The organism is Synechococcus elongatus PCC 6301 (assembly GCF_000010065.1).
GTDB classification, from domain to species: Bacteria; Cyanobacteriota; Cyanobacteriia; order Synechococcales; family Synechococcaceae; genus Synechococcus; species Synechococcus elongatus.
This window is the reverse complement of sequence record NC_006576.1, coordinates 2391220-2414039: the sequence shown is the minus strand read 5'-3', so window position 1 is coordinate 2414039 and position 22820 is coordinate 2391220. Positions and strand designations below refer to the sequence as shown.

Genomic DNA, 22820 nt, shown 5'->3' with positions numbered 1-22820 from the left:
CAAGTGCTCTGAGATTGACGATGACGGCTCCTCTCGATCCCCAACCGCCCAAACGCACCGCGCTGGTGCAGTGGGGTGCAGGCGTACAGTCCCTCGGAATCCTGTTGGGAACAATGTGGGCGATCGCCCTAGTCAACAGTCTGCTGTTCAGCAATCGCTTGGTCTTCTACGGCATTCGCCCGCGCAATCTCGGCGGACTTTGGGGCATTTTGTTTGCGCCCTTCCTCCACCTCAACTTGGCCCACCTGCTTGCGAACACCGTACCGTTCCTGGTTTTAGGTGGGCTGATCATCCTCCGCAGTCTGCGCGACTTTTGGGTGACGTTGGGAATCACGCTGCTGGTCAGTGGCTTGGGGGTTTGGCTCTTTGGATCGGCCCGATCAGTTCATGTTGGGGCGAGTGGCCTAGTATTTGGCTTCTTTGGCTTTCTGCTCAGCTCTAGTTTGTTTGACCGTAGTCTCCCGACGCTGATTTTTGCGGTTGTTGCTTTCTTCCTCTACGGCAGCTTGATTTGGGGCGTGCTGCCGCTGCAAGATGGCGTCTCCTGGGAAGGCCACCTTTTTGGCTTTGTAGGAGGGGCGATCGCTGCAAAACTGTTGGCAACGCCCGCCGAGCCTGCCGCGCGCGATGATTGGAGCGATTGGTAATTAGGCGAGCGGAGCGGTGGGGGGCTCTTCGCTGTCGCCACCTTTATTTTCCGGTGACGCTTCGTAGAGCGCATCAAGGCGATCGCGCACATCTTCGACGCTGATCTGCCGCATCACCAACAACGGCTCATTGATCAGGCGACCGCGATCGTCCAGCAACTCCGGATGAAGCGTGGGCTGACGGGGTTCATGAGGCACTGAGGCCCCATCCCAAGCCGGGGCCTGGGTCACGCGCTGACTGGCAATGCCCAGGCTAAACAAACTGCGGAACAGATTGGCAAACGCCAAAATAGCCAGCACGGCGAACAGCAGGATATAGATTGCTTGCAGCACCACCAAACCTCCTGTCTGTTCAGGCACCAAGGACTAGTTTTATTGTGACGTCTCGGGGGGCAATTGCTGTGCTTGCTCTCGCCGCCAGCGGGCACCAATTTGCCAGCACTCAGTCACCAAGGCATGCCAAGGCTTCATGACTGCAACTTCGATGCCGATACTGCCGTCCATCGCCTTGAACAGCGCTTGGGTCGATCGCACCTCAGCGGTGGCGACCGCTAAGCGATTGCAAAGGGCAGCCTGCTCTTCTGGCGTCAGGAAGTCAATCGACTCTTTGGTCAGCAATTGTTCTGCCCGATCAAACCAGAAGAGAAAGTCATCGAGCAGCGGTTCCAAAATTGCTTTCAGCAGTTCAGGCTGGGCAGGCAATTCCGGTAAAGTCACGATTGCATCGCAGACAACAGCATTCGCATCCTAACAGCACTGGCTAGGCAGCGGGATCACGCCCCGAGTGCCTCCTTGGCAGCGTAGAGCACTTCAGCGGTAATGGCCGTCAGCCCTTGCTCCCTCGCATATTTCTCGGTGTTGCGCTTGACTTTGCCGCGCACGAAGCCGGGAATGCGGTTCAGTTCCGTCAGCCCATCGGGTTTCCAGTCGAGATCGCTACCGGCGGAAACTGTTTTGGTCAGCACTTCCTTGGTGTCATGGCCGCCAAAGATTTCTAGCAGGTGATCCTCCATGCCGAGGGTGAAGCTGTTATAGACCAAATCGACGATTTGGTTCGCACCTTCATATCCGACAAAGGGACGATAGCCAACGGGAAAATTCTGGATGTGGACTGGCGCCGCGATAACGCCGCAGGGAATATTGAGCCGCTTGCCGACATGGCGCTCCATTTGGGTGCCAAAAATCGCGGCTGGTTCAAGCTCCGCGATCGCGTCGGCAATGGCGTTGTGGTCATCACTGATCAGCACGCGGTCGCAATACCCTGCCACTTCTGCCTCAAACCAGTCGGCATCGTGTTTGCAGTAGGTGCCAGCCAGCACGACATGAATACCCATCTCGCGGCTGAGGATTTTGGTGAAGGCCGCCGCATGGGTGTTGTCGCCAAAGACCACGGCTCGTTTGCCCGTCAGGTTCTGACAGTCGATGGAATGGCTAAACCAAGCGGCTTCCGAGGCAAAGCGCGTCTGGCGATCGATAAAGGGTTCAAAATCGACCGCAGCGCCCTGCTGATTCAAGACCTGTTGAATTTGGCGAATGCAGTCTGCCGTAGCAGTAATGCCCATGGGCGCGATCGCCACCATTGGCTGATCAAAGGTGTCCTGGAGGTACTGTGCCGTCAGCAGCCCCACCTCACGGTAGGGCACGAGGTTAAACCAAGCACGGGGGAGATGCTGGAGTTCTTCTACAGAAGCACCCGCTGGGATCACTGCGTTCACGGTAATCCCCAAGTCCGCCATCAAGCGCTGCAGTTCGGTGGTGTCGTGGCGGTTGTGGAAGCCGAGAGTGGTCATGCCCAAGATATTGACGGAGGGCTGCTCCGTCCGCTGACTCGGGAGCGTGCCTTGCCGTTGGGCGCGATCGAGGTAAAAGCGGACAATCTGTTCCAGGGTGCGGTCGGCAGCTTGCAACTCGTTGACGCGGTAGTGGTTGACGTCCGCTAGTAGGACATCGCACTGAGCACTTTCCTTGGCCCGCTCGACAAAGTTCTGGAGATCTTCCTGCAGGATGCTGGAGGTACAGGTGGGGGTCAGCACGATCAGGTCGGGCCGCTCCTCCGTGTCCTTGCGCAGAATGTTGTCGATTACCTTTTCCTGAGAGCCGCGAGCCAGCACATTGCGATCGACCACACTGGTCGTCACCGGCGTAAAGTTGCGCTCCCGCTCCAACATCGATCGCATGACGTTGAAGTAGTCATCGCCCAAGGGCGCATGCATGATCGCGTGCACGTTGCGGAAGGAACTGGAAATGCGCAGCGTGCCGATATGGGCAGGGCCTGCATACATCCAATAGGCCAGCTTCATGCGCTTGCTCCTGGGGACTGAAAAGCCAAGGCCCGCCCCGATCGCGGGTCACTTCCCGATGGTGGCAAAGCCAACCCTGATCCACAGCGATCGCAGGAGAAACGTTACGTTGCTGGAGTCGTTGCTGCGCTGGTCGTTACGCCGCTGTTGTAACCAGGTGCGATCGCCACTGTTCGGCAATTTCTGGGCTGCCATACCAGAGTCGATTCGGGCGGGGTGAGTGATAGACCGCCTCGTAGGTTAGATTCAAAGCGCCTTCGAGGTGGGCGGCCGCGATCGGCGTGATCCCATCGCCCCAACTGTCGCCTTGACCGATCGTTAAGCTGTAGCTGTTGTAAGCCACCCACTGTCCCCAGCGGCGCGCCCCCTGTACGGCTTTACCGGCGACACAGACGTAGCGAACATCTTTGAAGAATGCATCTGGATAGTGCTCATTGACGAAATCGATATTGCGGCGTGTCCAGCGCTCTTGGCTGCGGTGCGGGGTGCCAAGGCAGATCAGCACTGCCGTGCGATCGCGTCCCTGCCAAGCCTGCTGAGTCGGCCCATAGGGGCGATCGCCCAACCAAATTCGTGAAATCCAGCCGCCGGCTGAATGGCCGATCAAATTGATTTTCGCTGCACCTGTGGCTGCCAGAACTTGAGCAACCGTCGCTTCCAGCGCCTCTAGGATCGGCGTCACGGGTCTACCGCCCAAAGTCGGGAACCAGTCGCTGCGTTGGAGCGGCACCACCGTGGTTAGAAAACCGCGATCGCTCAGCCACTGTGCCAAGGGCTGATAGGGTGCAGCACCCGCTAAGTAGCCCGGCAGGATAACCGTCGGCAAGCCTTGGACAGTTGTGGCAGGCTGCGCAGAACTGGTGCTGACTGGGTCCATAGGAAGTCAATTTTCCCCAAAAAGAGAACAAGCGATCGCCCCTTTAGTCCAGAAGCGATCGCTGAGTTGAGTCATCGATTGAGATTTAGTCGGGGCAGCCGAGCGACTCACGGGTATCCGCGCCCGTTTTGGGGTTAGTGCCGCTGGCAGTTTCACAGAGCGCTGTAATTTGTTGCTTGCTGAGCACCGCAAAGCTGAAATCAGCACCGGTCACATCAGAGCCTTGCAGTTCTGATTGCAGCAACATGGCCGAGGTGAGATTGGCATTGCGGAAATTGACATTGCGCAGATCGCTGACGTAGGCGATGCCGTCGGTGAAATCCGCATCTTCAAAGTTGGCCTCACGCAGATCGACGCCATTGAAAACTGCGCCGCGCAAATCAGCGCCTCGGAAGCTGACGCCCTTGAGCCGGACGCTGGCAAATTCCGCTTGAATCAGGCTTTGGCCGGAATAGTCTTGGCGGGTGACCTCCGCATCATCAAAGGCACGAATCGCTGCGGAACTGGCTGCCCAAGCAGCAGTCGGCGCCACAACCAATGCGATCGCGATCGCGAGTACCAATCCTTTGACCCAGCGTTGCCACACTTTCACAGCTTGCACTCCACATCGTCCAAGGCTGAGGTTAACATTTCTTCACGTCGCTCAGACAGCACTGTAGACTGCCACAAAGTCCGCGAGGATGCGATCGAGGGCGACACTGCGCGAGGCTTTAAACAGCAGGCGATCGCCCGTCTGGACAGACTGGCGGAGCTCGCTTAGCAAATCCTCAGCGTTGGTGAAGATCTGCGTGGCGATCGCAGAAGCTCCCGCTTGCATGGCAGCCGCTTCTGTCGGGTCAGCATAGATCAAGAGGCGATCGAGACCGAGGGCAGCCGCTTTTTCGCCAACTTGGCGATGGTAGGTTTCGCTGAAATCGCCCAATTCCTTCATCGTGCCCAGCACTGCAATCCGGCGTTGGCCCGGCGTATCCGCCAAAAGCTGCAGCGCTGCCAACATCGACTCCAAGCCCGCGTTGTAGGTTTCATCAAGCAGGACGATATCCGGCGACAGTTCAATGCGCCGCGCCCGACCTTGGGGCAGCGTCACGCTTAAGTCGCGGAAAGCCTCCCAGTCCAGCCCCAATTCCTGAGCGATCGCCAGACCCGCGAGGAAGTTAAGAGCGTTGTGAGCCCCGGGCAACGGCAGCCGGAAGCGCTGACCCTCAACAACCAAGGTTTCTAGATCAATAAGCTGACCCTGCAAGTCGCCATTCTGCAAGCCATAGGTGCGACAGCGCGGTAAGTTCAGCCGTTGAGCCGTCGCGATCAGGCGGTGGTTATCAGCGTTCAAAATTGCCAGCCCTGTGCCGGACAGTTGCGCCAGCAGTTCACACTTGGCTTCCGCGATCGCCTGTTCGGATCCGAGTAGACCGATATGGGCTGTGCCGACGTTGGTGATCACCGCAATATTTGGCTGGGCAATGCGGGCTAGCTCGGCAATTTGACCACGGCCGCGCATTCCCATTTCCAGCACGGCTGCCCAATGGTGATCGGGATCGATCTGCAAAACGGTCTTGGGAACGCCGATTTCGTTGTTGTAGTTGGCCTCCGGTTTCAGCACCGGCCCGCGCACCGCCAGCATCGCGGCGATCAGTTCTTTTGTCGTGGTTTTGCCCACGGATCCTGTGATGCCAATCAGGGGCAAGGAACAGCGCTGTCGCCAGAGCCGCGCCACTTCCTGATAAGCCCAAAGGGTATTGTCCACTTGCAGGAGATGGCCCGCGGCTAAATCACTGGGCGGCTGATAGTCCCTATCGACGATCGCAGCGATCGCACCATCGGCAAGGGCTTGAGCGACAAAGTCATGGCCATCAAAGCGATCGCCCCGCAAGGCCAGAAAAATGTCGCCGGGTTGGATCTGGCGGGAATCGGTCGTGAGCGATCGGGCGGGACGATCGCAAGCCTCTCCGACTTGAAGGGGGATAGCACCCAAACCCAGCTGAATCTGAAACGGCGAGAAGAAAGTAGCCATACCCGCTCCGGCGATCGCTGGATCAGTTTACCCTTGGCGCTGGGTTTAAAGCCCCGTCCTTGAGGACAGCTTTATCCTGACTAATGCCAGGATAAGACTATGTTAATCCGTGAAGCCAAGTTAGCTGGAACCCCTGAGCAGTTTGCCCAACTCGATGCAGCAATCCGCACGGCTCAGTGTGTCCACAACCGCTGTCTTCGCTACTGGCGAGACAACGCTGGGGTTAGCAAAAACGACTTGCAAAAGTTCTGTGCTGTCTTAGCTAAAGATGCTGAGCAGCCTTGGATGGGCTTGCTGAATTCGCAGGCTCGACAAGCAGCCGCGGAACGGACTTGGCAGTCGATTCAGTCTTTTTATCGCCGTTGCAAGGAGGGCGCGAAACACAAGGGCTATCCCAAGTTCAAAAAGCATTCCCGCTCAGTGGAGTACAAAACGTCGGGCTGGAAACTCTCGGATGATGGGATGTCGATCACGTTCACCGACGGTTTTAAGGCGGGTCAGTTGGAGCTGTGGTTGGACGGTTCTGCTCGGCAGTTAATTCTGTCATCCAAAATCAACCGCGTTCGGGTGGTGCGCCGTGCTGATGGGTACTACGCTCAGTTCTGTTTGGACGTAGAACGACAGGAAGCTGGAGTCTACAGCGGCAACGTCATTGGCTTGGACTTGGGGCTGAAGTATTTCACCAAGGACTCTAATGGCGCTGAGGTTGCTTGTCCCAAGTTTTTCCGCAAGGGAGAAAAGCGGCTCAGACGGGCCCAACGGCGGCTATCCAAGCGGTTCAAGAAAGGAGCGAAGCCTCAGAGCAAGAACTACCACAAGCAACGTCAGCGAATGGGCAAAGTCCACCTCAAAATTCAGCGCCAACGTAAAAGCTGGGCTATTGAACAAGCACGGCGCGTAATGGTGTCTAACGACATCGTGGTCTATGAAGATTTGCGGGTGCCTAACTTAGTTCGCAGCCGACACTTAGCAAAATCCATCCACGATGCAGGCTGGACGCAGTTCACCCACTGGCTGGGCTACTACGGCAAACTTTGGAGAAAAGTCGTCGTCGCGGTTAATCCGGCCTACACCAGCCAAGACTGCTCTGGTTGCGGTTATCGGGTGCAGAAGTCACTCTCGACCAGAACCCATGACTGCCCACACTGCGGCTTAACGATTTGCCGCGACCAAAATGCCGCGCTCAATATCCTCAAGCGAGGGTTAGAAGTCGTCGGCGCGGAATGGAACAACGGTACGGCAGGGCATGCCGAAACCGGGTCGCAAGAGCAAACGACTGGGGAGATAAGCACCTCTGCCGAAGTAGGGCAACCCACTTCTGTAAGTGCAGTCGCTGAACCAGTAAGAACAAGCCGCGAGGCTGTTTGAATCCCTGTTCTTTAGGACGGGGGGCATGTCAAGAGGTTTTGTCGCCACTGTGCCAAGGTTTGCAGATACTCCGGTTCCTCGAACTGAGCCACACGACAGGCTTGGCGGTCCACCGCGATCGGATCCTCTCCCCAGATCACTTGGCCGAGCCATTGACCCGCCTTGGCGCGATCGGGTTTCCAGTCGGGACTAATGTAGCGCCAACTGCCATCCACGACTGCCCCATCGAACAGATGGCCAATGCAGCCCCAGACGTCGCGCAACACCAATGGCACCGAAGGGCGATGCAGTTGTCCCCGCGAGTGGCTACTCCGCGCTTTGTAGCGATCGCGCGGCAGCAGTCCGTAGAGATTTTTGAGCGAAGCAGAAATCAGCGGACTGCTCTGGAGATTGGTCTGTTTGAGCGTCCCGACCGTGATTCGGCAGTCCACTTCCGCTAGCAGCCGCGGAGCCCAAAGGCTGGCAAAGCGGGTCGGGCTCGGTAGTCGATTGGGATATTCTGCCTGGGGCAGCTGGTCAGCATCCAAAAGCTGCATGCCCTCATCCAAGAGCGATCGCACCCCCAAGCGATCGGCAATTTCAGACAGAGGCACCGGTGAGCAAACCCCTTCCACGATCAGGATTTCGGCGCTGGGATTAACCTGTCGCAGTCCCGTCAGCACAGCTTTCAATACCGGCATCCCCACGGTGACAGGCGGCCCCACCGGATAGCCCAGATTGGGTTTGACGAGAATCCGTCGAGCCGTAGCTGCTGCGGGTGGAGGTGTGTAACGAAAGTCGGCTACCGCTGCCTGCTGAACTGTCTCAGTTGCCGCTGGCATCAGCCGCGACCCCGATAGGGTGCAACCCCTTGCTCTGGTACCCAAACGCCAGCCGGCGGTTCCCCCGATTGGTAGAAGACATCGATCGGCAAACCACCGCGCGGATACCAGTAACCGCCCAAGCGTAGCCACGTCGGGTTCATCGCTTCTTCGAGGCGCTTGGCGATCGTGAGGGTACAGTTTTCGTGGAAGGCACCGTGATTGCGGAAGCTGCCCAAAAACAGCTTGAGTGACTTGCTTTCGACCAACCGTTGATCGGGAACGTAGTCGAGCACCAAATGAGCAAAATCCGGCTGCCCTGTCAGCGGGCAAAGCGAGGTGAATTCCGGCGCAACAAACCGCACGAGGTACTGGCGATCGGGGTGGGGGTTGTCGAAGGTTTCTAGAACGGCAACCTCTGGGCTAGCCGGCAGGCCAACCATTTGGCCGAGTTGAGTGAGCGTTTCGGTCATGAACTTCTGCAGCGATCGCTCTCTATTCTCGCCTGTCGCGCTCAGGACTCTTGACCAACCTTCTCTGCCCATGGCTCAACAGGAGGTTAAGTTTGTTCCGGAATTCAGCGATCGCCAAATACCAAAACCTAGAATTTTTGTATCCGTTGCTACCAAAGGTGGCCCATGAGCACGATTCTTCCAGTTTCTCAGGGCATTGCGGCTTCAGATCGGTTCGTTCCAATGCCGCGCCAGTGGGTGCAATTGCGCGATCGCTGTTCTGAGTACAGCTACGACCGTGCTCTCTTGATGTGTGAAGCCTTGAATGATGCCTGGATTGCGTGGGTGCCGGATCACGGCGAAGTGACTCTAGAACGCCATCAGTTTCTGCAACTCGCGGAGTCTATAGCCTAAGCTCTTCACGACGTTGCAATCGCATCTGACCCCTCCCTCAACAGAAAAAGCCCCTGCAATGCAGGGGCTTTGACGTAAAGAGCGATCGCTCTTAGGGTTTAGAGCTTGGCGCCCACTTTGATCGGAGCTGAAGAACGGCGGCGGCGCATGCGGTTATCTTCTTCAGCGGGCTGTGCTGCCACGCTAGGCACTGACTGCAAGGTACAGAGAATCATTGGCACGCATTGCAGCTCCCGCTTGAGGCGGCGTTGCATCCCTACTTCGACCTCGGCATGTAGACCCACCCAATCGACATCCAGCTCACCACTGGGCAAGCGGCGACAGTAGTCAGCCCAACGATTGTCGAGCGCCATTTCCACTTCTTTTTGTGCCCAAACGCTGACGCGACGCGGGTCTGCCGAGGTGACAACACCCCGTAGATGAACCGTGGGAGCGTCGACGAGTTGACCTTGGCTATTGACCAGTGCCGACAGGGAGACTAAGCCGTCTTCGGCCAGCTGCTGACGCTCTTTGAGCGCCTTGCCATCCACCAAACCCGTACGAGAGGTATCGACCAGTTCAATCCCAGCGGTGACGCGATCGCCCAAACCAATCGATTCCGGCGTCAGCTCCACCGTGTCGCCGTTGTCGATCACGATCATGTGTTCCGGCGGCACGCCCATCGATTGGGCCGTTTTGCAGTGCTGTACCAACATCCGGTGCTCGCCGTGGACCGGCACGAAGAACTTCGGCTTGGTCAGCGCGATCATCAGCTTTTGGTCTTCTTGGCAGCCGTGTCCCGAAACGTGGATGCCGGCACCCTTGCCGTAAACAACGTGAGCACCCTGCATCATCAGTTGGTCAATCGTGTTGACCACAGAGATGGTGTTGCCCGGAATTGGGTTGGCCGAGAAGATCACCGTGTCGCCTTGGCGAATCTTGACCTGTGGATGCTCTTGTCGCGCAATCCGCGTCAGGGCTGCCAGCGGCTCGCCTTGGCTGCCGGTGGTCAAAATCAGCACGTCGCGATCGGGATGATCCCGTAGCTCCTTCGGGGGCAGGAACAGATCATCGCTGCAATGGATGTAGCCCAAATTGCGGGCATGAGCGATGACGTTGAGCATCGATCGCCCTAGGACTGTGACTTTGCGACCATGCTTCTTCGCCAGCTCGAGGATCATGTTGACCCGGTGCACCGATGAGGCAAAGGTCGTAACAATCAAGCGACCCTGTGCCTGGGAAAAGGCACGATCGAGATTGGGGAAAACCGATCGTTCAGACGGCGTGAAGCCGGGAAGCTCCGCGTTGGTCGAATCACTGACCAGACAGAGAACGCCTTGTTCGCCGTAATCTGCCAGCCGTTGAATGTCGAAGGTTTCGCCATCCACAGGCGTGTGGTCGAACTTAAAGTCACCGGTGTGAATCACTACACCCAAGGGTGTGCGAATCGCCAGCGTAAAACTGTCCGCGATCGAGTGGGTATTGCGAATGAACTCGACTAGGAAGTTTTGACCAATGCGCACCACTTCGCGGGGTTGCACGGTTTTGACATTGGCGCGGCCAACAACACCGGCTTCCTCCAACTTCCCGGCAAGCAAGGCCATCGCCAGACGTGGCCCATAGATGATCGGGATGTCGAGCTGACGCAAGTGAAAGGGAATGCCACCGATGTGGTCTTCGTGACCATGGGTGACCACCATCGCCTTAATGCGATGCTGATTTTCCCGTAGGTAGGTCATGTCGGGCAGCACGACATTTACACCATGCATCCCATCCGTCGGGAAGGCTAACCCAGCATCAACCAGCAGAATTTCATCGCCGACTTCGTAGATACAAGTGTTCTTGCCAATCTCGTGAAGACCGCCCAAGGGAATAATCCGCAGCCGGTCAGAACTAGAGCTAGCAGCAGCACTGGTTTTGGAGACGATGATGGGTTTTTGAGAAGGCATAGGCTTGAGAGTCAACAAGTAAAAGAAAGGACAAACTTGGGGAACTTGCTAAGCGGTGTAAAGACCGAGTTCCGTTAAACAACTCGCCAGCGCTTGACGAATTTCTGCGCTCGCAGGCACCAAGGGCAGACGAGGAAGCCCGATTGACCAGCCCAGCAATTCCATAGCCGCTCGCACAGGGATGGGATTGGTGGTCAGGAACAACGCCTTAAACAGCGGGTAGAGCTGATGGTGCAACTGTTGCGCTCGTGCCACATTCCCTGCTTCGAACGCTTGGATGAGGGCTTGCAGCTGGGGTCCAACCAGATGGCTGGCAACGCTAACCACGCCTTGGGCACCGACTGCCAGCATCGGCAGGGTGAGCGAGTCATCACCGGAGTAGATGGCAAAGGAATCGGGCAGCAGCTGACGCAGCGCGCTGACTTCTTCAACATTGCCACTGGCTGCTTTGATGGCGACCACATTCGGGAGTGACGCCAGTCTAGCAACCGTTTCGGGTTGAAGGCTTTGACCGGTTCGCCCAGGGATGTTGTACAGCATCAGGGGCAGGTCGGGACAGGCTTCAGCGATCGCCCGAAAATGAGCATACAGCCCTTCCTGGGGTGGCTTGTTATAGTAGGGCACCACTTGCAAGCTACCGTTTAGCCCAAGGGTTGCAGCACTTTGGGTGGCCGCGATCGCCTCACGGGTGCAATTGGAGCCAGTGCCGGCAATCACAGCGGCACGATCGCCCACTGCTTCTTTCACGGCCCGGAACAGTTGCAGTTCTTCTTCCCAAGTGAGGGTGGGTGACTCACCAGTGGTGCCACAAATCACAAGGCCATCACTGCCCTGTTCAACCAGGTGGACAGCTAAGGACTGAGCAATGTCGTAGGCCACCTGGCCCTCGGCATTGAATGGAGTAATCATGGCCGTGATCACACGGCCGAAGGGATAAGGCTGGGGCATCGCGTGCTGCAAACGTTTAGTGAGTCAGAGCCGGCGATCGCAGCCACTGGCGTTTCACCAGTAGTTCGGCAATCTGCACTGCATTGAGAGCTGCACCTTTGCGAATCTGATCGCCACAGATCCACAATTCCAAGGCGTTTGGTTCCGACAGATCCTGACGGATACGTCCGACTAAGACGTCATCCTCGCCGCTGGCTTCAATCGGCATCGGGAAGTAGTTGCGGTCCCAGTCTTCTAGCAGTCTCGCCCCAGGAGCAGCTGCGATCGCTTCCCGGGCTTCAGCCACCGAGAACGGCTCCGTGAATTCGACGTTAATGGCTTCTGAGTGAGCACGCAGCACAGGCACTCGCACACAGGTAGCCGTCAGCTTAAGGTCGGGCAGGCCAAAAATCTTACGACTTTCGTTGAGCATCTTCAGCTCTTCTTCGCAGTAGCCCGACTCAGTCAGAGGCGAGTTGTGGGGGAAGAGGTTGAAAGCCAAGGGATAGGGCAGGATTTCAGCGATCGCGGGTTGACCGGCAAGAATGGCTCGGCTTTGCTCTTGGACTTCTGCCATCGCCCGCGCCCCAGCACCACTAGCCGATTGGTAGGTGGAGACCACAATCCGGCGGATCGGATGGCGCTGCTGCAACGGCCACAGCGCGATCGCCATCAAAATTGTCGTGCAGTTAGGGTTAGCGATGATGCCTTGGTGCTGGGCTGCGGCTTCTGGATTGACCTCAGGCACTACTAAGGGGACTGTCGGATCCATCCGAAAGGCGCTGGAGTTATCGATCATGACAGCACCCGCAGCCACGATCGCTTCTGCCAACGCTTTGGAGGTGCTGCCCCCCGCGGAGGCTAAGACGATATCAAGACCTTGGAAGGCGCTGGGAGTCGCTTCTTGGATCGTCAGCGTTTCTCCTGCAAAAGTCAGGGTTTGGCCCGCAGAACGAGGGGAAGCTAACAGCCGTAACTCAGCGATCGGAAACTGACGCTCTTCTAGGATCTGCAGTAGCTCAGTGCCAACTGCACCGGTCGCTCCAAGAATTGCAACGCGATAGCCCTGTGACAATGACAACCTCCTAACCCCAAACAGCATCGATAGCGAAAGCAGACAACTCTGCGCCCATTGTCTGGCGGCGCATCGGCACACAGAGTTTTGGTAATGACAGCTTCTGTAGACTCGCGCTTCTGTCCATCATGCCAAGACTCTAAACCTGCTCGAGAAGCACCAGCGAAAACCAGTTTTGCTCACAGATTTTACGAGCTGCTGCGTCATACAGGGAAATGAAGAGCATGAAGCGCTAAAGAGTTCCGACCCATTCCTGGGAATTGCGGGGAACCTCCATCATACTCGGCGCTGTCGAGAAACAAGAATACAGCCAAGCGGGGCTGGACGCCGCATTGAGAAAGATTTTTGCAGCTCTAACAGCCCCAAGCCAGCAGGCAAGCACCCTTTCCAGCGCCCCCAGAGCCCAGAGGCTCACTCATAGAATCACGATTCTCCTAGGGCAAAGCCGCAATGGCCCTCTAGGCTGGATTCCGAGTAGGGGAGTCATTTCAGACGAGCGATCGCCAACAATGCAAACTCAGCGTTGATGCCACATGTTTTCTCAGAATTCTTGATGGTTCTCAATGGTGAGCTAGAGGGATACAAAAGTTCAAGAAACCAAGCACTGAACTGGGCAAATATCAAAGCAACATCTGGGCTTTACCGAGGACTTACATTTTGGCCAAAATCTAAAGAGAGCTGGGGCACTGGCAAGAATTTTATTTTTTATAGAGAGACTATTTTCCAGATAAGCACTGGCCTTGAAGTCGACGGCAAAATATTGCATCGCTCCAGCCAGTCGTTATCCCTGTAATAAACTGGATATTCACCATGACGGCTGCCTATTTCACTCATTCCACGGAATACGAAGCAGTTTCGTCTGACGTCGCTAACTTGTCAGAAACTCCAAGTTCTGAAGCCGTGGAAACAGCGGTCTCTAGCCGCCAGTCAACCGATCTGATTCGGCTGTATTTACAAGACATCGGGCGAGTCCGTCTCCTTGGGCGCGATGAAGAGGTGAGTGAGGCACGGTGGGTGCAGCGCTACATGCAGTTGTTGGCGGTTCGGAATTGCGTCGCCGTTGAAGAAGGAGGGGTTCTCAAGGATTACGTTGACCTGCAGGAAGGCCGCGATCGCCTGACCGCGCAGCTGGGTCACCGTCCTTCCTTTGAAGCTTGGGCCAAGATTGTCGATTGTTCCTTGACTGAATTACGCCAAGCACTACAACTGGGGCTGCATCGCTGGGCTGAAGTCTGCCAGCTCGATCTTGAGGAATTAAAGCAGGTCTGCAAAGAAGGCCAGCGAGCTAAAGATCACATGATCAAGGCCAACCTCCGTTTAGTTGTTTCCGTCGCTAAAAAATATCAAAACCGAGGACTAGAGCTTCTCGATCTCGTTCAAGAAGGCACCCTAGGACTAGAGCGGGCTGTTGAGAAGTTCGACCCGACGAAAGGCTATCGATTTAGTACCTATGCCTATTGGTGGATTCGTCAGGGAATTACCCGCGCGATCGCAACCCAAAGTCGGACGATTCGCTTGCCCGTCCATGTGACGGAGAAATTAAACCGGATCAAAAAAGCCCAGCGCAAAATTGCGCAAACAAAGGGCAGAACTGCCAACCTTGAGGAGATTGCTCAAGAACTTGAGATGACCCCCGATCAAGTGCGGGAAGTCCTGTTGCGGGTGCCCAAATCGATTTCCCTAGAAACCCGTGTTGGCAAGGAAAAGGATACGGAGCTAGGGGATTTGCTGGAAACCACCGATTTCACCCCAGAAGAACGATTGACTCAGGAATCCCTCAGCAATGATCTGCAGCGGTTATTGCTCGAACTCAATCACCGCGAACGCGATGTAATTCGGATGCGGTTTGGTCTGCGCGATGGGCAGATTTATTCCCTCGCTGAAATTGGGCAAGTGCTCGACCTATCGCGTGAGCGAGTTCGCCAGATTGAGGCTAAGGCCCTGCAAAAGCTGCGGCATCCGCGACGACGCAATCAGATCCGTGACTATTTGGAGTTGTTGCACTAGTCGCTTCCCTGTCCAGTCCTCCTGTCTGTCTTAAGCAGCTTAGGCGCGATCGCCTAGGCTGTTTTTTTGACCGTCCATTGCGTGATCGGTGCCAGCGATTTCCAGCCGAGAAAGCGGCCGATCGGTTCCGCTCGCTGCACCGCCACACGGATTAAATCTCCCCCCCAGCGCTGCTGTCCAGCCAAAACGACTTGCTCGCTTTCGAGGGTAACGGCGTTAACAACTAGCCGCCCACCCATCGGCAGCGCTTGCCAGCATTGATCGAGCACACCTGGAGCAGTGACACCGCCACCGATGAAGATGGCATCCGGTTGGGGCAAGCCACTCAGCGTAGCCGGTGCTGAACCGGCAACCACTTGCAGGTTCGGAACCCCGAGGGCGATCGCATTCTGTGTAATGATTTGCAGCCGCTGCGGATGCTGCTCAATGGCGATCGCTCGACAGCGGCGATCGCTACGCATCCATTCAATGCCGATCGACCCACAGCCGGCACCCACATCCCAGAGCAGTTGGCCGGGCAGGGGAGCTAGCGCAGCTAGCGTGATCGCTCGCACTTCCCGTTTGGTCAGTTGCCCATCATGGTGGTAGGCCGCATCAGGCAGTCCAGTCAGGCGGGGCGGCACAATCAAGTCGCGATCGCGGGCATGGCATTCAATCGCCACGGTGTTGAGAGAGGCGATCGTGGGCTGAGACCAGTGCTCGGCTATTTCACTAATTTTTCGCTCCTTAGGGCCGCCCAGATGTTCTAAAACCGTGAGCCGACTTGACCCCCAGCCCTGCTGACAGAGTTGCTCTGCGATCGTGGCTGGAGTCGAGCGATCGGCACTGAGGGCCAAAATCTTGGCGCCAGGATAAAGTAGCGCGTTAAGTAACGCTGGATCGCGACCGCAAAGGCTCAGGGTTTCCACTTCCGGCAAAGCCCAGCCCAAGCGAGAGCAGGCCAAACTAAAGGCCGAGGGTGCAGGCAGAATCTGGAGTTCAGTCAGCGGCAAGCGTTGTGCCAGCAAACTCCCAACGCCGTAGCACATTGGGTCGCCACTGGCGAGGATGCAAATAGATTGGCCGCGCCGCTCGAGGATTTGGGTGATCGTGGCGGAAAACGGGGATCCCCAGCGCCATTGTTCCGCACCTGGCAGGGAAGGCAGAAGATCAAAATGGCGATCGCTGCCCACGAGAATGTCGGCTTGCAGGATACATTGCTGTGCGATCGGGGTTAGGGCCAGCCATCCTTCTTCGCTAATCCCAACGATCGATAGCCACGGAGTTAAGGAAGGAGTATCCATTGTCTTCGTAAAAAGTAATGCTCCCGCAAGCAGTGACCAGCCCCATGCTATGCTGCTGAGACTTAAGGATTGGGAAAGTCCGGTGTGATTCCGGTACTGTGCCGCAACTGTAATCAACTTTTAGGTATCACAATCGGCTATCAATGTGATTGCTCTTGATAGAGATATCTAGAAGCCCATGGAGTCAGAATGCCAGCCTTGAGGAGTGTCGAAAAGACACTCATTTGCTGAAGTTCTCTGCGCAGCACAGAGAAGGCGATCGCGATGAGTTGGTTGACACAAGCGAATGCTTGCCCGGGGGTATTTTATGGCACTCGGGCTCAGGATGGTTTTTTACTGCGTATTCGCATTCCTGCTGGGACTCTACATCTAAACCAGCTAAAAGTTATTGCCAATTTACTAACAACGCTTCAGTGCGATCAGGTGCAGGTTACCAATCGCGCTAATCTGCAAATTCGCGGTGTTCAACGAGCGATCGATTCGTCTGAGCTGAATCAGCTGCAAGCCGTTGGTTTAGCAGCAACTCATCCGCAGACCGATCACCTCCGCAATTTGATGGCTAGTCCCACCGCAGGGATTGACCCAGAAGAGCTGCTCGACACTCGCCCATATATTCAACAGATCGATCAGTTTTTGCAACAACATCCTGAATATGGTGAACTTTCCGCTAAGTTCAGCATTGGTCTAGATGGGGGTGGATCTGTCGGTATTGGCACGCGATCGCCTGTTGCCTGGGAACATCGTCTGAATGATGTTCAACTGACTGCTATTCAGACCAATCAGCAAGAGATTCCCTTTCTACTACAACTGGCAGTTAAAAAACAGCTAATTGATACTGGTTACATCATCACTCCTGATCAGCTACTCCCAACGATTGCTACACTGACTGCGATTTATTACGAATATAGCAACCAAGAAGTGAAGGCAGGTCGGCAAGGTAAACCCCGTTTGCACTCACTGATCGAAAGTTGGGGATTAGAGCAATTCTTACAAGTCATCCAAGAGCGATCGCGACAGTCTCTAGAGACAACTCAACAATCGCTTCCAGTCAGCCAGCCCTATCGACAGTTTGGCTTTTATCCCCAAAGCAATCCAGATCTTTTTTATCTGGGCATTCGTTCTTTTCTTGGCCAGATCACAGGTTTACAACTCACAGCTTTAATTCAAATTCTAGAAGCCCTAAACTGCCAAGAGATACGGTTAACACCCTGGCAAAGCCTCATCGTTCCCAACCTAAACAAGAGTGAAGTAATCGAGGCTCAGCAGCGGTTCCAAGAGTTAGGCTTTGCAACAACTGCTAAAGAACCTGTGATCATTGCTTGTGCGGGTCACCCTGTTTGTCAAGCAGCAATAGTTCCAACGCAACCTCTTGCAGAACGGTTGCAACAAGCCATTGATCAAGTTTGCCAAGCACTCGATCCAATTAATATTCATATCAGTGCTTGTTCTAAGTTTTGTGCTCAGTCAAGTCCAGCAGAGATTACGATTCTTGCAGCTGATTCTCCTGAAGAGCAAAAGCCAAACGAACGATATAATATCTTCTTTGGAGATAGCGATCGCTTTGATCGAATCTCAGGTCCCAGCCTGAGTTTTCATCAGGTCATCTCATTCATAACAGAGGTTTTAAAGCGCTATCAGAAACACAGACAATCAACTTCGGAGTCTCTCGTTCAGTTTCTGCTGCGGTCGCAGTTTGATCTGAATACTATTGTTCCAGTTCTACTTTAGATTCGGAGTACATTAGCTCGGCACATGTTCGACTACATTCGGAATGGCACTGACATCTATAAAAAGTCTTTTTGCATTATTCGTGAAGAGGCTTGTCTTAGCCATTTGCCAGAGGACTTGGCTACGGTTGTAGTCCGTCTCATCCACGCTTGTGGGATGACTGACATTGTTCAAGACTTTGAAGCCTCAGCTACAGCATTAGTTTCAGGACGTCAAGCACTCAAGGATGGATGTCCTATTCTTTGTGATTCTCAAATGGTCGCCAATGGCATTACCCGTAAGCGATTACCTGCTGAGAATCCAGTGATTTGTACCTTGAATGAACCCGAAGTGCCCGCGATCGCACAGCAAATTAACAACACTCGCTCAGCTGCAGCAATGGAGCTATGGCGATCGCAATTACAGGGTTCAGTTGTTGTCATTGGCAATGCACCCACCGCGCTCTTTCGCTTACTGGAAATCCTTGATGAAACGACTGACCGCCCTGCTGTGATCTTAGGCTTTCCAGTTGGCTTTGTCGGAGCTATCGAATCAAAGCAAGCCCTTGCTGAGAACTCTCGTAATGTTCCTTTTATGACCCTTCATGGTCGTCGCGGCGGCAGTGCGATCGCGGCTGCAGCAGTGAACGCGATCGCTCAGGAGAGTGAACTATGAGTTCTACTGGTCGTCTCTACGGGCTCGGCATTGGGCCTGGCGATCCAGAGCTACTGACGCTCAAAGCCTATCGGATTCTTAAGCAAGTGCCTGTGATTGCTTATCCGACGCTAGAGAATGGCAAGGCCCTAGCGCGATCAATCGTTGCAGATTATATCCGCACAGATCAGATTGAAATTCCCATGCCTCTGCCCTTCAGTGTGGAGCGATCATCACAACCCTATTACGATCAAGCAGCGATTAAGATTGCTCAGCATTTAACCGCAGGACAAGACGTAGCTGTTCTCTGCGAAGGTGACCCCATGCTATATGGAACCTTCATGTATTTATTTAATCGCCTTGCCGACCAGTTTCAGACTGAAGTGGTGCCTGGTATTTCCTCAACCTTTGCGAGTGCAGCCATGTTAGGGGCACCGATCACCTATCGAAATGATGTCTTGAGCATCATGCCAGCGACCCTAGATGCAGAGACCTTACGCGATCGCCTAAGTCAGGTTGACTCTGCAATTATTATCAAACTTGGCCGTCATTTTGCCAAAGTTAAATCTATTTTAGCTGAGCTTAATCTTCTTGATCGAGCACGTTATATTGAGCGGGCAACTCAAGCAAATCAGCAGATCCTAGACATTAAAACGGTTGACCCTCAGGCAGTTCCCTACTGGGCACTTATTTTAATTCCTAGCCAGACTCAGCCCCAATGACAACGATCGCAATTGTCATCCTGAACGAGCTGAGTTTTGCAACAGCGACTCAAGTCAAACAATGCTTGCCCGATTCCATGATCTATGGGTTGCAGAAACGGACTGAGTCTGCCGATCAAACTTATCAGGATTTTGGAGAGACGATTCGCAACCTATTTCAGCAAGGTCAGACTATTATTGGCATCTGTTCGGCGGGGATTTTAATTAGAGCTTTGGCACCAGTCCTAAATAACAAATGGCAAGAGCCTGCTGTATTAGCAATCGCAGAAGACGGCAGCTCGGTGGTTCCATTGCTCGGTAGTCTCCAAGGAGCGAATCAGCTGGCTCAGCAGCTTGCTCAAGTTTTGCAATCACATGCAGCGATCACAACGACCGGGGCTATCCGCTTTCAAACAACTCTCTTATCCCCCCCCTCGGGCTATCAGTTAGCCTTTCCGTCCACAGCTAAGACTTTCATTGCGGATCTTCTCAATGGCCAGCCAGTACGGATTGAGGGCCAAGCAGCTTGGCTAAAAACGACAAGGCTACCTTTTGATCCTGAAGCAACCTATTGTATTCAAGTGACACATCAGCTTCAGCAGCCACCGCCTCAGTGTCTAACTTACTATTCTAAAAACATTGGGATCTTCATCCAATCACAAGATAATTTCGATATTTCTGAGACTATTTCCGCAATCGATCATTTATTATCAGACAATCAGATTGCCCCTGATGCAATCGCTTTAATCGGAGTGCCATTTGAACTGGCTAATCATGCAACTCTTCAAGCGATCGCTGCCAAATTTCAAGTCTCTGTCCGCTTGATTCGAGAATCACCGACAGCAACAGCAAGTGACCAGGCTAGGCGCATCCTTGGCTCTGATATTCAAATACTAGCTGAAAATTCCACAATCGCTATTGCGATCGCAGAAGAACCAATCCAACCCGAAATAATTGGCCAAGCTTGTGGACGGGTAAGTATCGTTGGCCTTGGCCCCGGCTCAGCCGAATGGTTGACTCCAGAAGCGCGACAAATGCTGCAGCACGCTACTGATTGGGTGGGCTATAAAACCTATCTAAATCTAGCTGAGCCTTGGCGATCGCCTCAGACCCAGCGTCATGATTCTGATAATCGGGTTGAGCTTGATCGAGCTCGATATGCTTTGGATTTAGCTGCTATCGGTCGACAGGTTGCTGTCATTTCTTCCGGCGATCCGGGTATTTATGCGATGGCAGCAGCAGTATTTGAAGTCTTGGAAACTGCAGAAAATCTAGATTGGCAAACGCTTGATATTCGCATCTGTCCAGGAATTTCTGCAATGCAGGCAGCTGCAGCCCAGGTCGGTGCACCACTTGGTCATGATTTTTGCACGATTTCTCTCTCGGATATTCTCAAGCCATGGGAGATTATTGCTGAACGAATTACAGCAGCAGCACAGGCAGATTTTGCGATCGCGTTTTATAACCCAGTCTCCCAAACTAGACGATGGCAATTGGAGGCGGCACGGGACTTACTGTTGGCTTGGCGATCGCCAGAGACACCCGTTCTCTTGGCGAGAAACATTGGCCGAGAAAAGCAATCTATTCAAATCATTGATCTAGCTGAGTTATCGGCTGATCTAGTTGATATGAATACCGTTGTCTTAATTGGTTCTAGTAAAACGCGTCAGTTTGAATCAGCTGGTCGCCACTGGCTTTATACCCCGCGCTACTACTAACCGATGGCTCTCATTATTGCTGGTGAACGTAGCGGTGTTGGCAAAACTACTACGACTCTCACCTTACTCGCTGCCCTGAAAGCTCGTCAGGCATCTGTTCAATCTTTCAAAGTTGGACCTGACTACATTGACCCGATGTTTCATCGATTTGTGACGGGTCGAGATTGTCGAAATTTAGATCCAATCCTGACTGATGAGGATTACGTTCAACATTGCTTTCAGCAGCACAGCCAAACCGCAGACTACACTTTAGTTGAAGGTGTGATGGGCTTGTTTGATGGTCTAACTGGCAAAACAGATACTGCCAGTACTGCCCATATCGCTAGGATTCTCAATCTTCCAATCCTCCTAGTCTTGAACTGCAGTAGTACTGCTCGGTCGATCGCTGCGATCGCTTATGGCTATCAAAACTTTGATTCTCGCCTCAAGATTGCTGGGCTTGTCCTCAATCGGGTTGGCAGCGATCGTCATTTAGAGTTACTGAAAGATGCTTTAGAGCCCTTAGAAATTCCAATTCTCGGTGTTCTAAGGAGACAGGATGAGATTCAAATTCCCGATCGCCATTTGGGCCTAATTCCAACATCGGAGCTCCCCCACTTACAATCGGTCATCGATCGTCTTGCTGTTTTGGGTCAACAGTGTTTTGATTGGAATCGACTAGAACCATTGCTTTCAAATTCTGATTTAAATAGCACGGCTTTCAAGTCTACCACCCCATCAATCTCTCTAAAGTCATCAGTTCCCATTGCGATCGCTCGAGATCGGGCCTTTAATTTCTACTATGCTGACAACTTCGATCTACTACGTGCTGCTGGAGCAGAGTTAATTGAGTGGAGTCCCCTTCAAGATCGACAACTCCCAGCAGGTGTCCAAGGACTCTATCTAGGTGGTGGATTTCCTGAGGTTTTTGCAGCTGAGTTGAGTGATAATTTACTCGCACGTCAAGCCGTGCAGACTGCGATCACTCAAGGGATTCCCTGCTATGCCGAATGTGGCGGTTTGATGTATCTCCGTCAGCACATCATTGACTTTGAGCAGACGCAATATCCAATGGTTGGAGCGATCGCAGCAACAGCACAAATGGGTTCTCGCTTAACCTTGGGCTATCGAGAAGCAACAGCCCAACAGGCGAGTCCTTTGCTGCAAAAAGGACAGGTAGTTTGGGGTCATGAATTCCACCGTTCCAGCCTGCGAGAGCCGATCGCACAGCCGCTCTTCCAGCTCCAAAACTTTGATGGATCTCTGCACTATGGAGAAGGCTACAGTCAGCCCAATCTCCATGCCTCCTATCTCCATCTTCACTTTGGAGGCAAGCCCTGGTTAATTCAGAATTTTTTGCAAGCTTGTCAGCAAGCAACTGCCTTAAGTCGATAGGTCCCCCGATAGGTTGGGCAGATGCCCCTCACCGAACGACAACATTCCTAATACTTCAAGGAACGTGATCATGGCTGCACCTCCTCCACCGTCGATCGCGAATCCCGAATACGAAACCCATCATCGCTGGATGACGATCGCCTACGAGCAGGCAGTGATCGCAGGGACAGCAGGCGAAATACCAATTGGCGCAGTGATTGTCCATCAAGGGCACCTGTTAGCCACCGGACAAAACCGTCGCGAACGCGATCGTGACCCCTGTGGCCATGCAGAGATAATAGCGATTCGGGCAGCAGCAGCTCGGATCGGTGATTGGCGCCTTAGTGACTGTCACCTTTACGTCACTCTTGAACCCTGCCCTATGTGCGCAGGAGCTATCATTCAGGCTAGGCTTGGGCAATTGATTTATGCCGCTGATGACCCCAAAGCTGGGGCAATTCGATCGCTCCTCAATTTACCTGATAGTCCAGTCTCCCATCATCATTTATCTGTCCTGGCTGGCATCTTAGCTGAGCCTTGTGGACAGCTTCTCCGTGACTGGTTTCAGCAACGGAGATCGCGATCTACTGGTGAATAG

At 54.1% G+C, this 22820-nt stretch carries 22 protein-coding genes and 1 riboswitch; of the genes, 10 read left to right on the top strand and 12 right to left on the bottom strand.

What is annotated here, in order from left to right; all coding sequences use genetic code 11:
• Positions 1-20: 20 nt before the first annotated feature.
• Positions 21-647 (top strand): rhomboid family intramembrane serine protease, encoded by a 627-nt coding sequence (locus tag SYC_RS11950; RefSeq protein WP_011244569.1) that lies wholly within the window; start codon positions 21-23, stop codon positions 645-647.
• On the opposite strand, the gene SYC_RS11945 is transcribed toward SYC_RS11950, so the two are convergent.
• The 6 genes from SYC_RS11945 to SYC_RS11920 form a co-directional block, all read right to left on the bottom strand.
• The gene (locus SYC_RS11945; RefSeq protein WP_011244568.1) at positions 648-1007 is read right to left on the bottom strand and encodes a DUF2973 domain-containing protein; all 360 of its coding nucleotides are present in this window, start codon (positions 1005-1007) and stop codon (positions 648-650) included. It lies immediately after the preceding gene.
• Positions 1008-1019: 12 nt separating this feature from the next.
• Positions 1020-1364 carry a DUF2605 domain-containing protein gene (locus SYC_RS11940; RefSeq protein WP_011244567.1) on the bottom strand — a complete coding sequence of 115 codons (345 nt, stop codon included), beginning with the start codon at positions 1362-1364 and terminating at the stop codon, positions 1020-1022.
• Positions 1365-1420: 56 nt separating this feature from the next.
• Positions 1421-2947: a ferredoxin:protochlorophyllide reductase (ATP-dependent) subunit B gene (gene bchB, locus SYC_RS11935; protein WP_011244566.1), complete on the bottom strand. Its 1527-nt coding sequence runs from the start codon at positions 2945-2947 to the stop codon at positions 1421-1423.
• 136 nt (positions 2948-3083) lie between these two features.
• Positions 3084-3824, bottom strand: a complete 741-nt coding sequence (locus SYC_RS11930) for an esterase/lipase family protein (RefSeq protein ID WP_011244565.1) — start codon at positions 3822-3824, stop codon at positions 3084-3086.
• An 85-nt stretch (positions 3825-3909) separates the two neighbouring features.
• A complete protein-coding gene (locus SYC_RS11925; RefSeq protein ID WP_011378213.1) occupies positions 3910-4416 on the bottom strand; it encodes a pentapeptide repeat-containing protein in 507 nt (168 codons plus the stop codon).
• A gap of 51 nt (positions 4417-4467) precedes the next feature.
• Positions 4468-5835 (bottom strand): UDP-N-acetylmuramoyl-tripeptide--D-alanyl-D-alanine ligase, encoded by a 1368-nt coding sequence (locus tag SYC_RS11920; protein WP_011244563.1) that lies wholly within the window; start codon positions 5833-5835, stop codon positions 4468-4470.
• A 99-nt stretch (positions 5836-5934) separates the two neighbouring features.
• On the opposite strand from SYC_RS11920, the gene SYC_RS11915 reads away from it, so the two are divergent.
• A complete protein-coding gene (locus SYC_RS11915) occupies positions 5935-7203 on the top strand; it encodes an RNA-guided endonuclease InsQ/TnpB family protein (protein WP_011244562.1) in 1269 nt (422 codons plus the stop codon).
• An 11-nt stretch (positions 7204-7214) separates the two neighbouring features.
• On the opposite strand, the gene SYC_RS11910 is transcribed toward SYC_RS11915, so the two are convergent.
• Together SYC_RS11910 and queF are read right to left on the bottom strand one after the other, a co-directional pair.
• Complete coding sequence (locus SYC_RS11910; RefSeq protein ID WP_011244561.1) at positions 7215-8024, bottom strand: DUF362 domain-containing protein; 810 nt, start codon at positions 8022-8024, stop codon at positions 7215-7217.
• A complete protein-coding gene (gene queF / locus SYC_RS11905) occupies positions 8024-8548 on the bottom strand; it encodes a preQ(1) synthase (RefSeq protein WP_011244560.1) in 525 nt (174 codons plus the stop codon). The genes SYC_RS11910 and queF overlap by 1 nt, the downstream gene beginning before the upstream one ends.
• A gap of 93 nt (positions 8549-8641) precedes the next feature.
• Here queF and SYC_RS11900 point away from each other — a divergent pair, with 93 nt between their 5' ends.
• Complete coding sequence (locus tag SYC_RS11900) at positions 8642-8869, top strand: hypothetical protein (protein WP_011244559.1); 228 nt, start codon at positions 8642-8644, stop codon at positions 8867-8869.
• A 98-nt stretch (positions 8870-8967) separates the two neighbouring features.
• On the opposite strand, the gene SYC_RS11895 is transcribed toward SYC_RS11900, so the two are convergent.
• The 3 genes from SYC_RS11895 to SYC_RS11885 are packed head-to-tail and all read right to left on the bottom strand — an operon-like array spanning position 8968 to position 12826.
• On the bottom strand, positions 8968-10797 hold the full coding sequence (locus SYC_RS11895) for a ribonuclease J (protein ID WP_011244558.1): 1830 nt from the start codon (positions 10795-10797) through the stop codon (positions 8968-8970).
• Between the two features lie 48 nt (positions 10798-10845).
• Complete coding sequence (dapA, locus tag SYC_RS11890; RefSeq protein WP_011244557.1) at positions 10846-11745, bottom strand: 4-hydroxy-tetrahydrodipicolinate synthase; 900 nt, start codon at positions 11743-11745, stop codon at positions 10846-10848.
• Positions 11746-11761: 16 nt separating this feature from the next.
• On the bottom strand, positions 11762-12826 hold the full coding sequence (locus SYC_RS11885; RefSeq protein WP_011244556.1) for an aspartate-semialdehyde dehydrogenase: 1065 nt from the start codon (positions 12824-12826) through the stop codon (positions 11762-11764).
• 783 nt (positions 12827-13609) lie between these two features.
• Between SYC_RS11885 and sigC the strand changes: the two genes are divergently transcribed.
• Complete coding sequence (gene sigC, locus SYC_RS11880; protein ID WP_011244555.1) at positions 13610-14806, top strand: RNA polymerase sigma factor SigC; 1197 nt, start codon at positions 13610-13612, stop codon at positions 14804-14806.
• A 53-nt stretch (positions 14807-14859) separates the two neighbouring features.
• Here the strand turns inward: sigC and SYC_RS11875 are convergent, their stop codons facing one another.
• A complete protein-coding gene (locus SYC_RS11875) occupies positions 14860-16089 on the bottom strand; it encodes a bifunctional cobalt-precorrin-7 (C(5))-methyltransferase/cobalt-precorrin-6B (C(15))-methyltransferase (protein ID WP_011244554.1) in 1230 nt (409 codons plus the stop codon).
• Positions 16090-16116: 27 nt separating this feature from the next.
• A riboswitch (cobalamin riboswitch) is annotated at positions 16117-16305 on the top strand.
• Positions 16306-16353: 48 nt separating this feature from the next.
• On the opposite strand from SYC_RS11875, the gene cobG reads away from it, so the two are divergent.
• The 6 genes from cobG to SYC_RS11845 all read left to right on the top strand — a co-directional run bounded on the left by cobG (position 16354) and on the right by SYC_RS11845 (position 22820).
• Positions 16354-17817, top strand: a complete 1464-nt coding sequence (cobG, locus tag SYC_RS11870) for a precorrin-3B synthase (protein ID WP_011244553.1) — start codon at positions 16354-16356, stop codon at positions 17815-17817.
• A 24-nt stretch (positions 17818-17841) separates the two neighbouring features.
• Entirely contained in the window at positions 17842-18471 is a 630-nt protein-coding gene (locus SYC_RS11865; protein ID WP_011244552.1) for a precorrin-8X methylmutase, read from the top strand.
• Positions 18468-19172 carry a precorrin-2 C(20)-methyltransferase gene (gene cobI, locus SYC_RS11860; protein WP_011244551.1) on the top strand — a complete coding sequence of 235 codons (705 nt, stop codon included), beginning with the start codon at positions 18468-18470 and terminating at the stop codon, positions 19170-19172. The genes SYC_RS11865 and cobI overlap by 4 nt, the downstream gene beginning before the upstream one ends.
• Positions 19169-20869: a precorrin-3B C(17)-methyltransferase gene (gene cobJ / locus SYC_RS11855; protein WP_011244550.1), complete on the top strand. Its 1701-nt coding sequence runs from the start codon at positions 19169-19171 to the stop codon at positions 20867-20869. The genes cobI and cobJ overlap by 4 nt, the downstream gene beginning before the upstream one ends.
• Before the next feature lie 3 nt (positions 20870-20872).
• Complete coding sequence (locus SYC_RS11850) at positions 20873-22243, top strand: cobyrinate a,c-diamide synthase (protein ID WP_011244549.1); 1371 nt, start codon at positions 20873-20875, stop codon at positions 22241-22243.
• Between the two features lie 70 nt (positions 22244-22313).
• Complete coding sequence (locus tag SYC_RS11845) at positions 22314-22820, top strand: nucleoside deaminase (RefSeq protein ID WP_011244548.1); 507 nt, start codon at positions 22314-22316, stop codon at positions 22818-22820.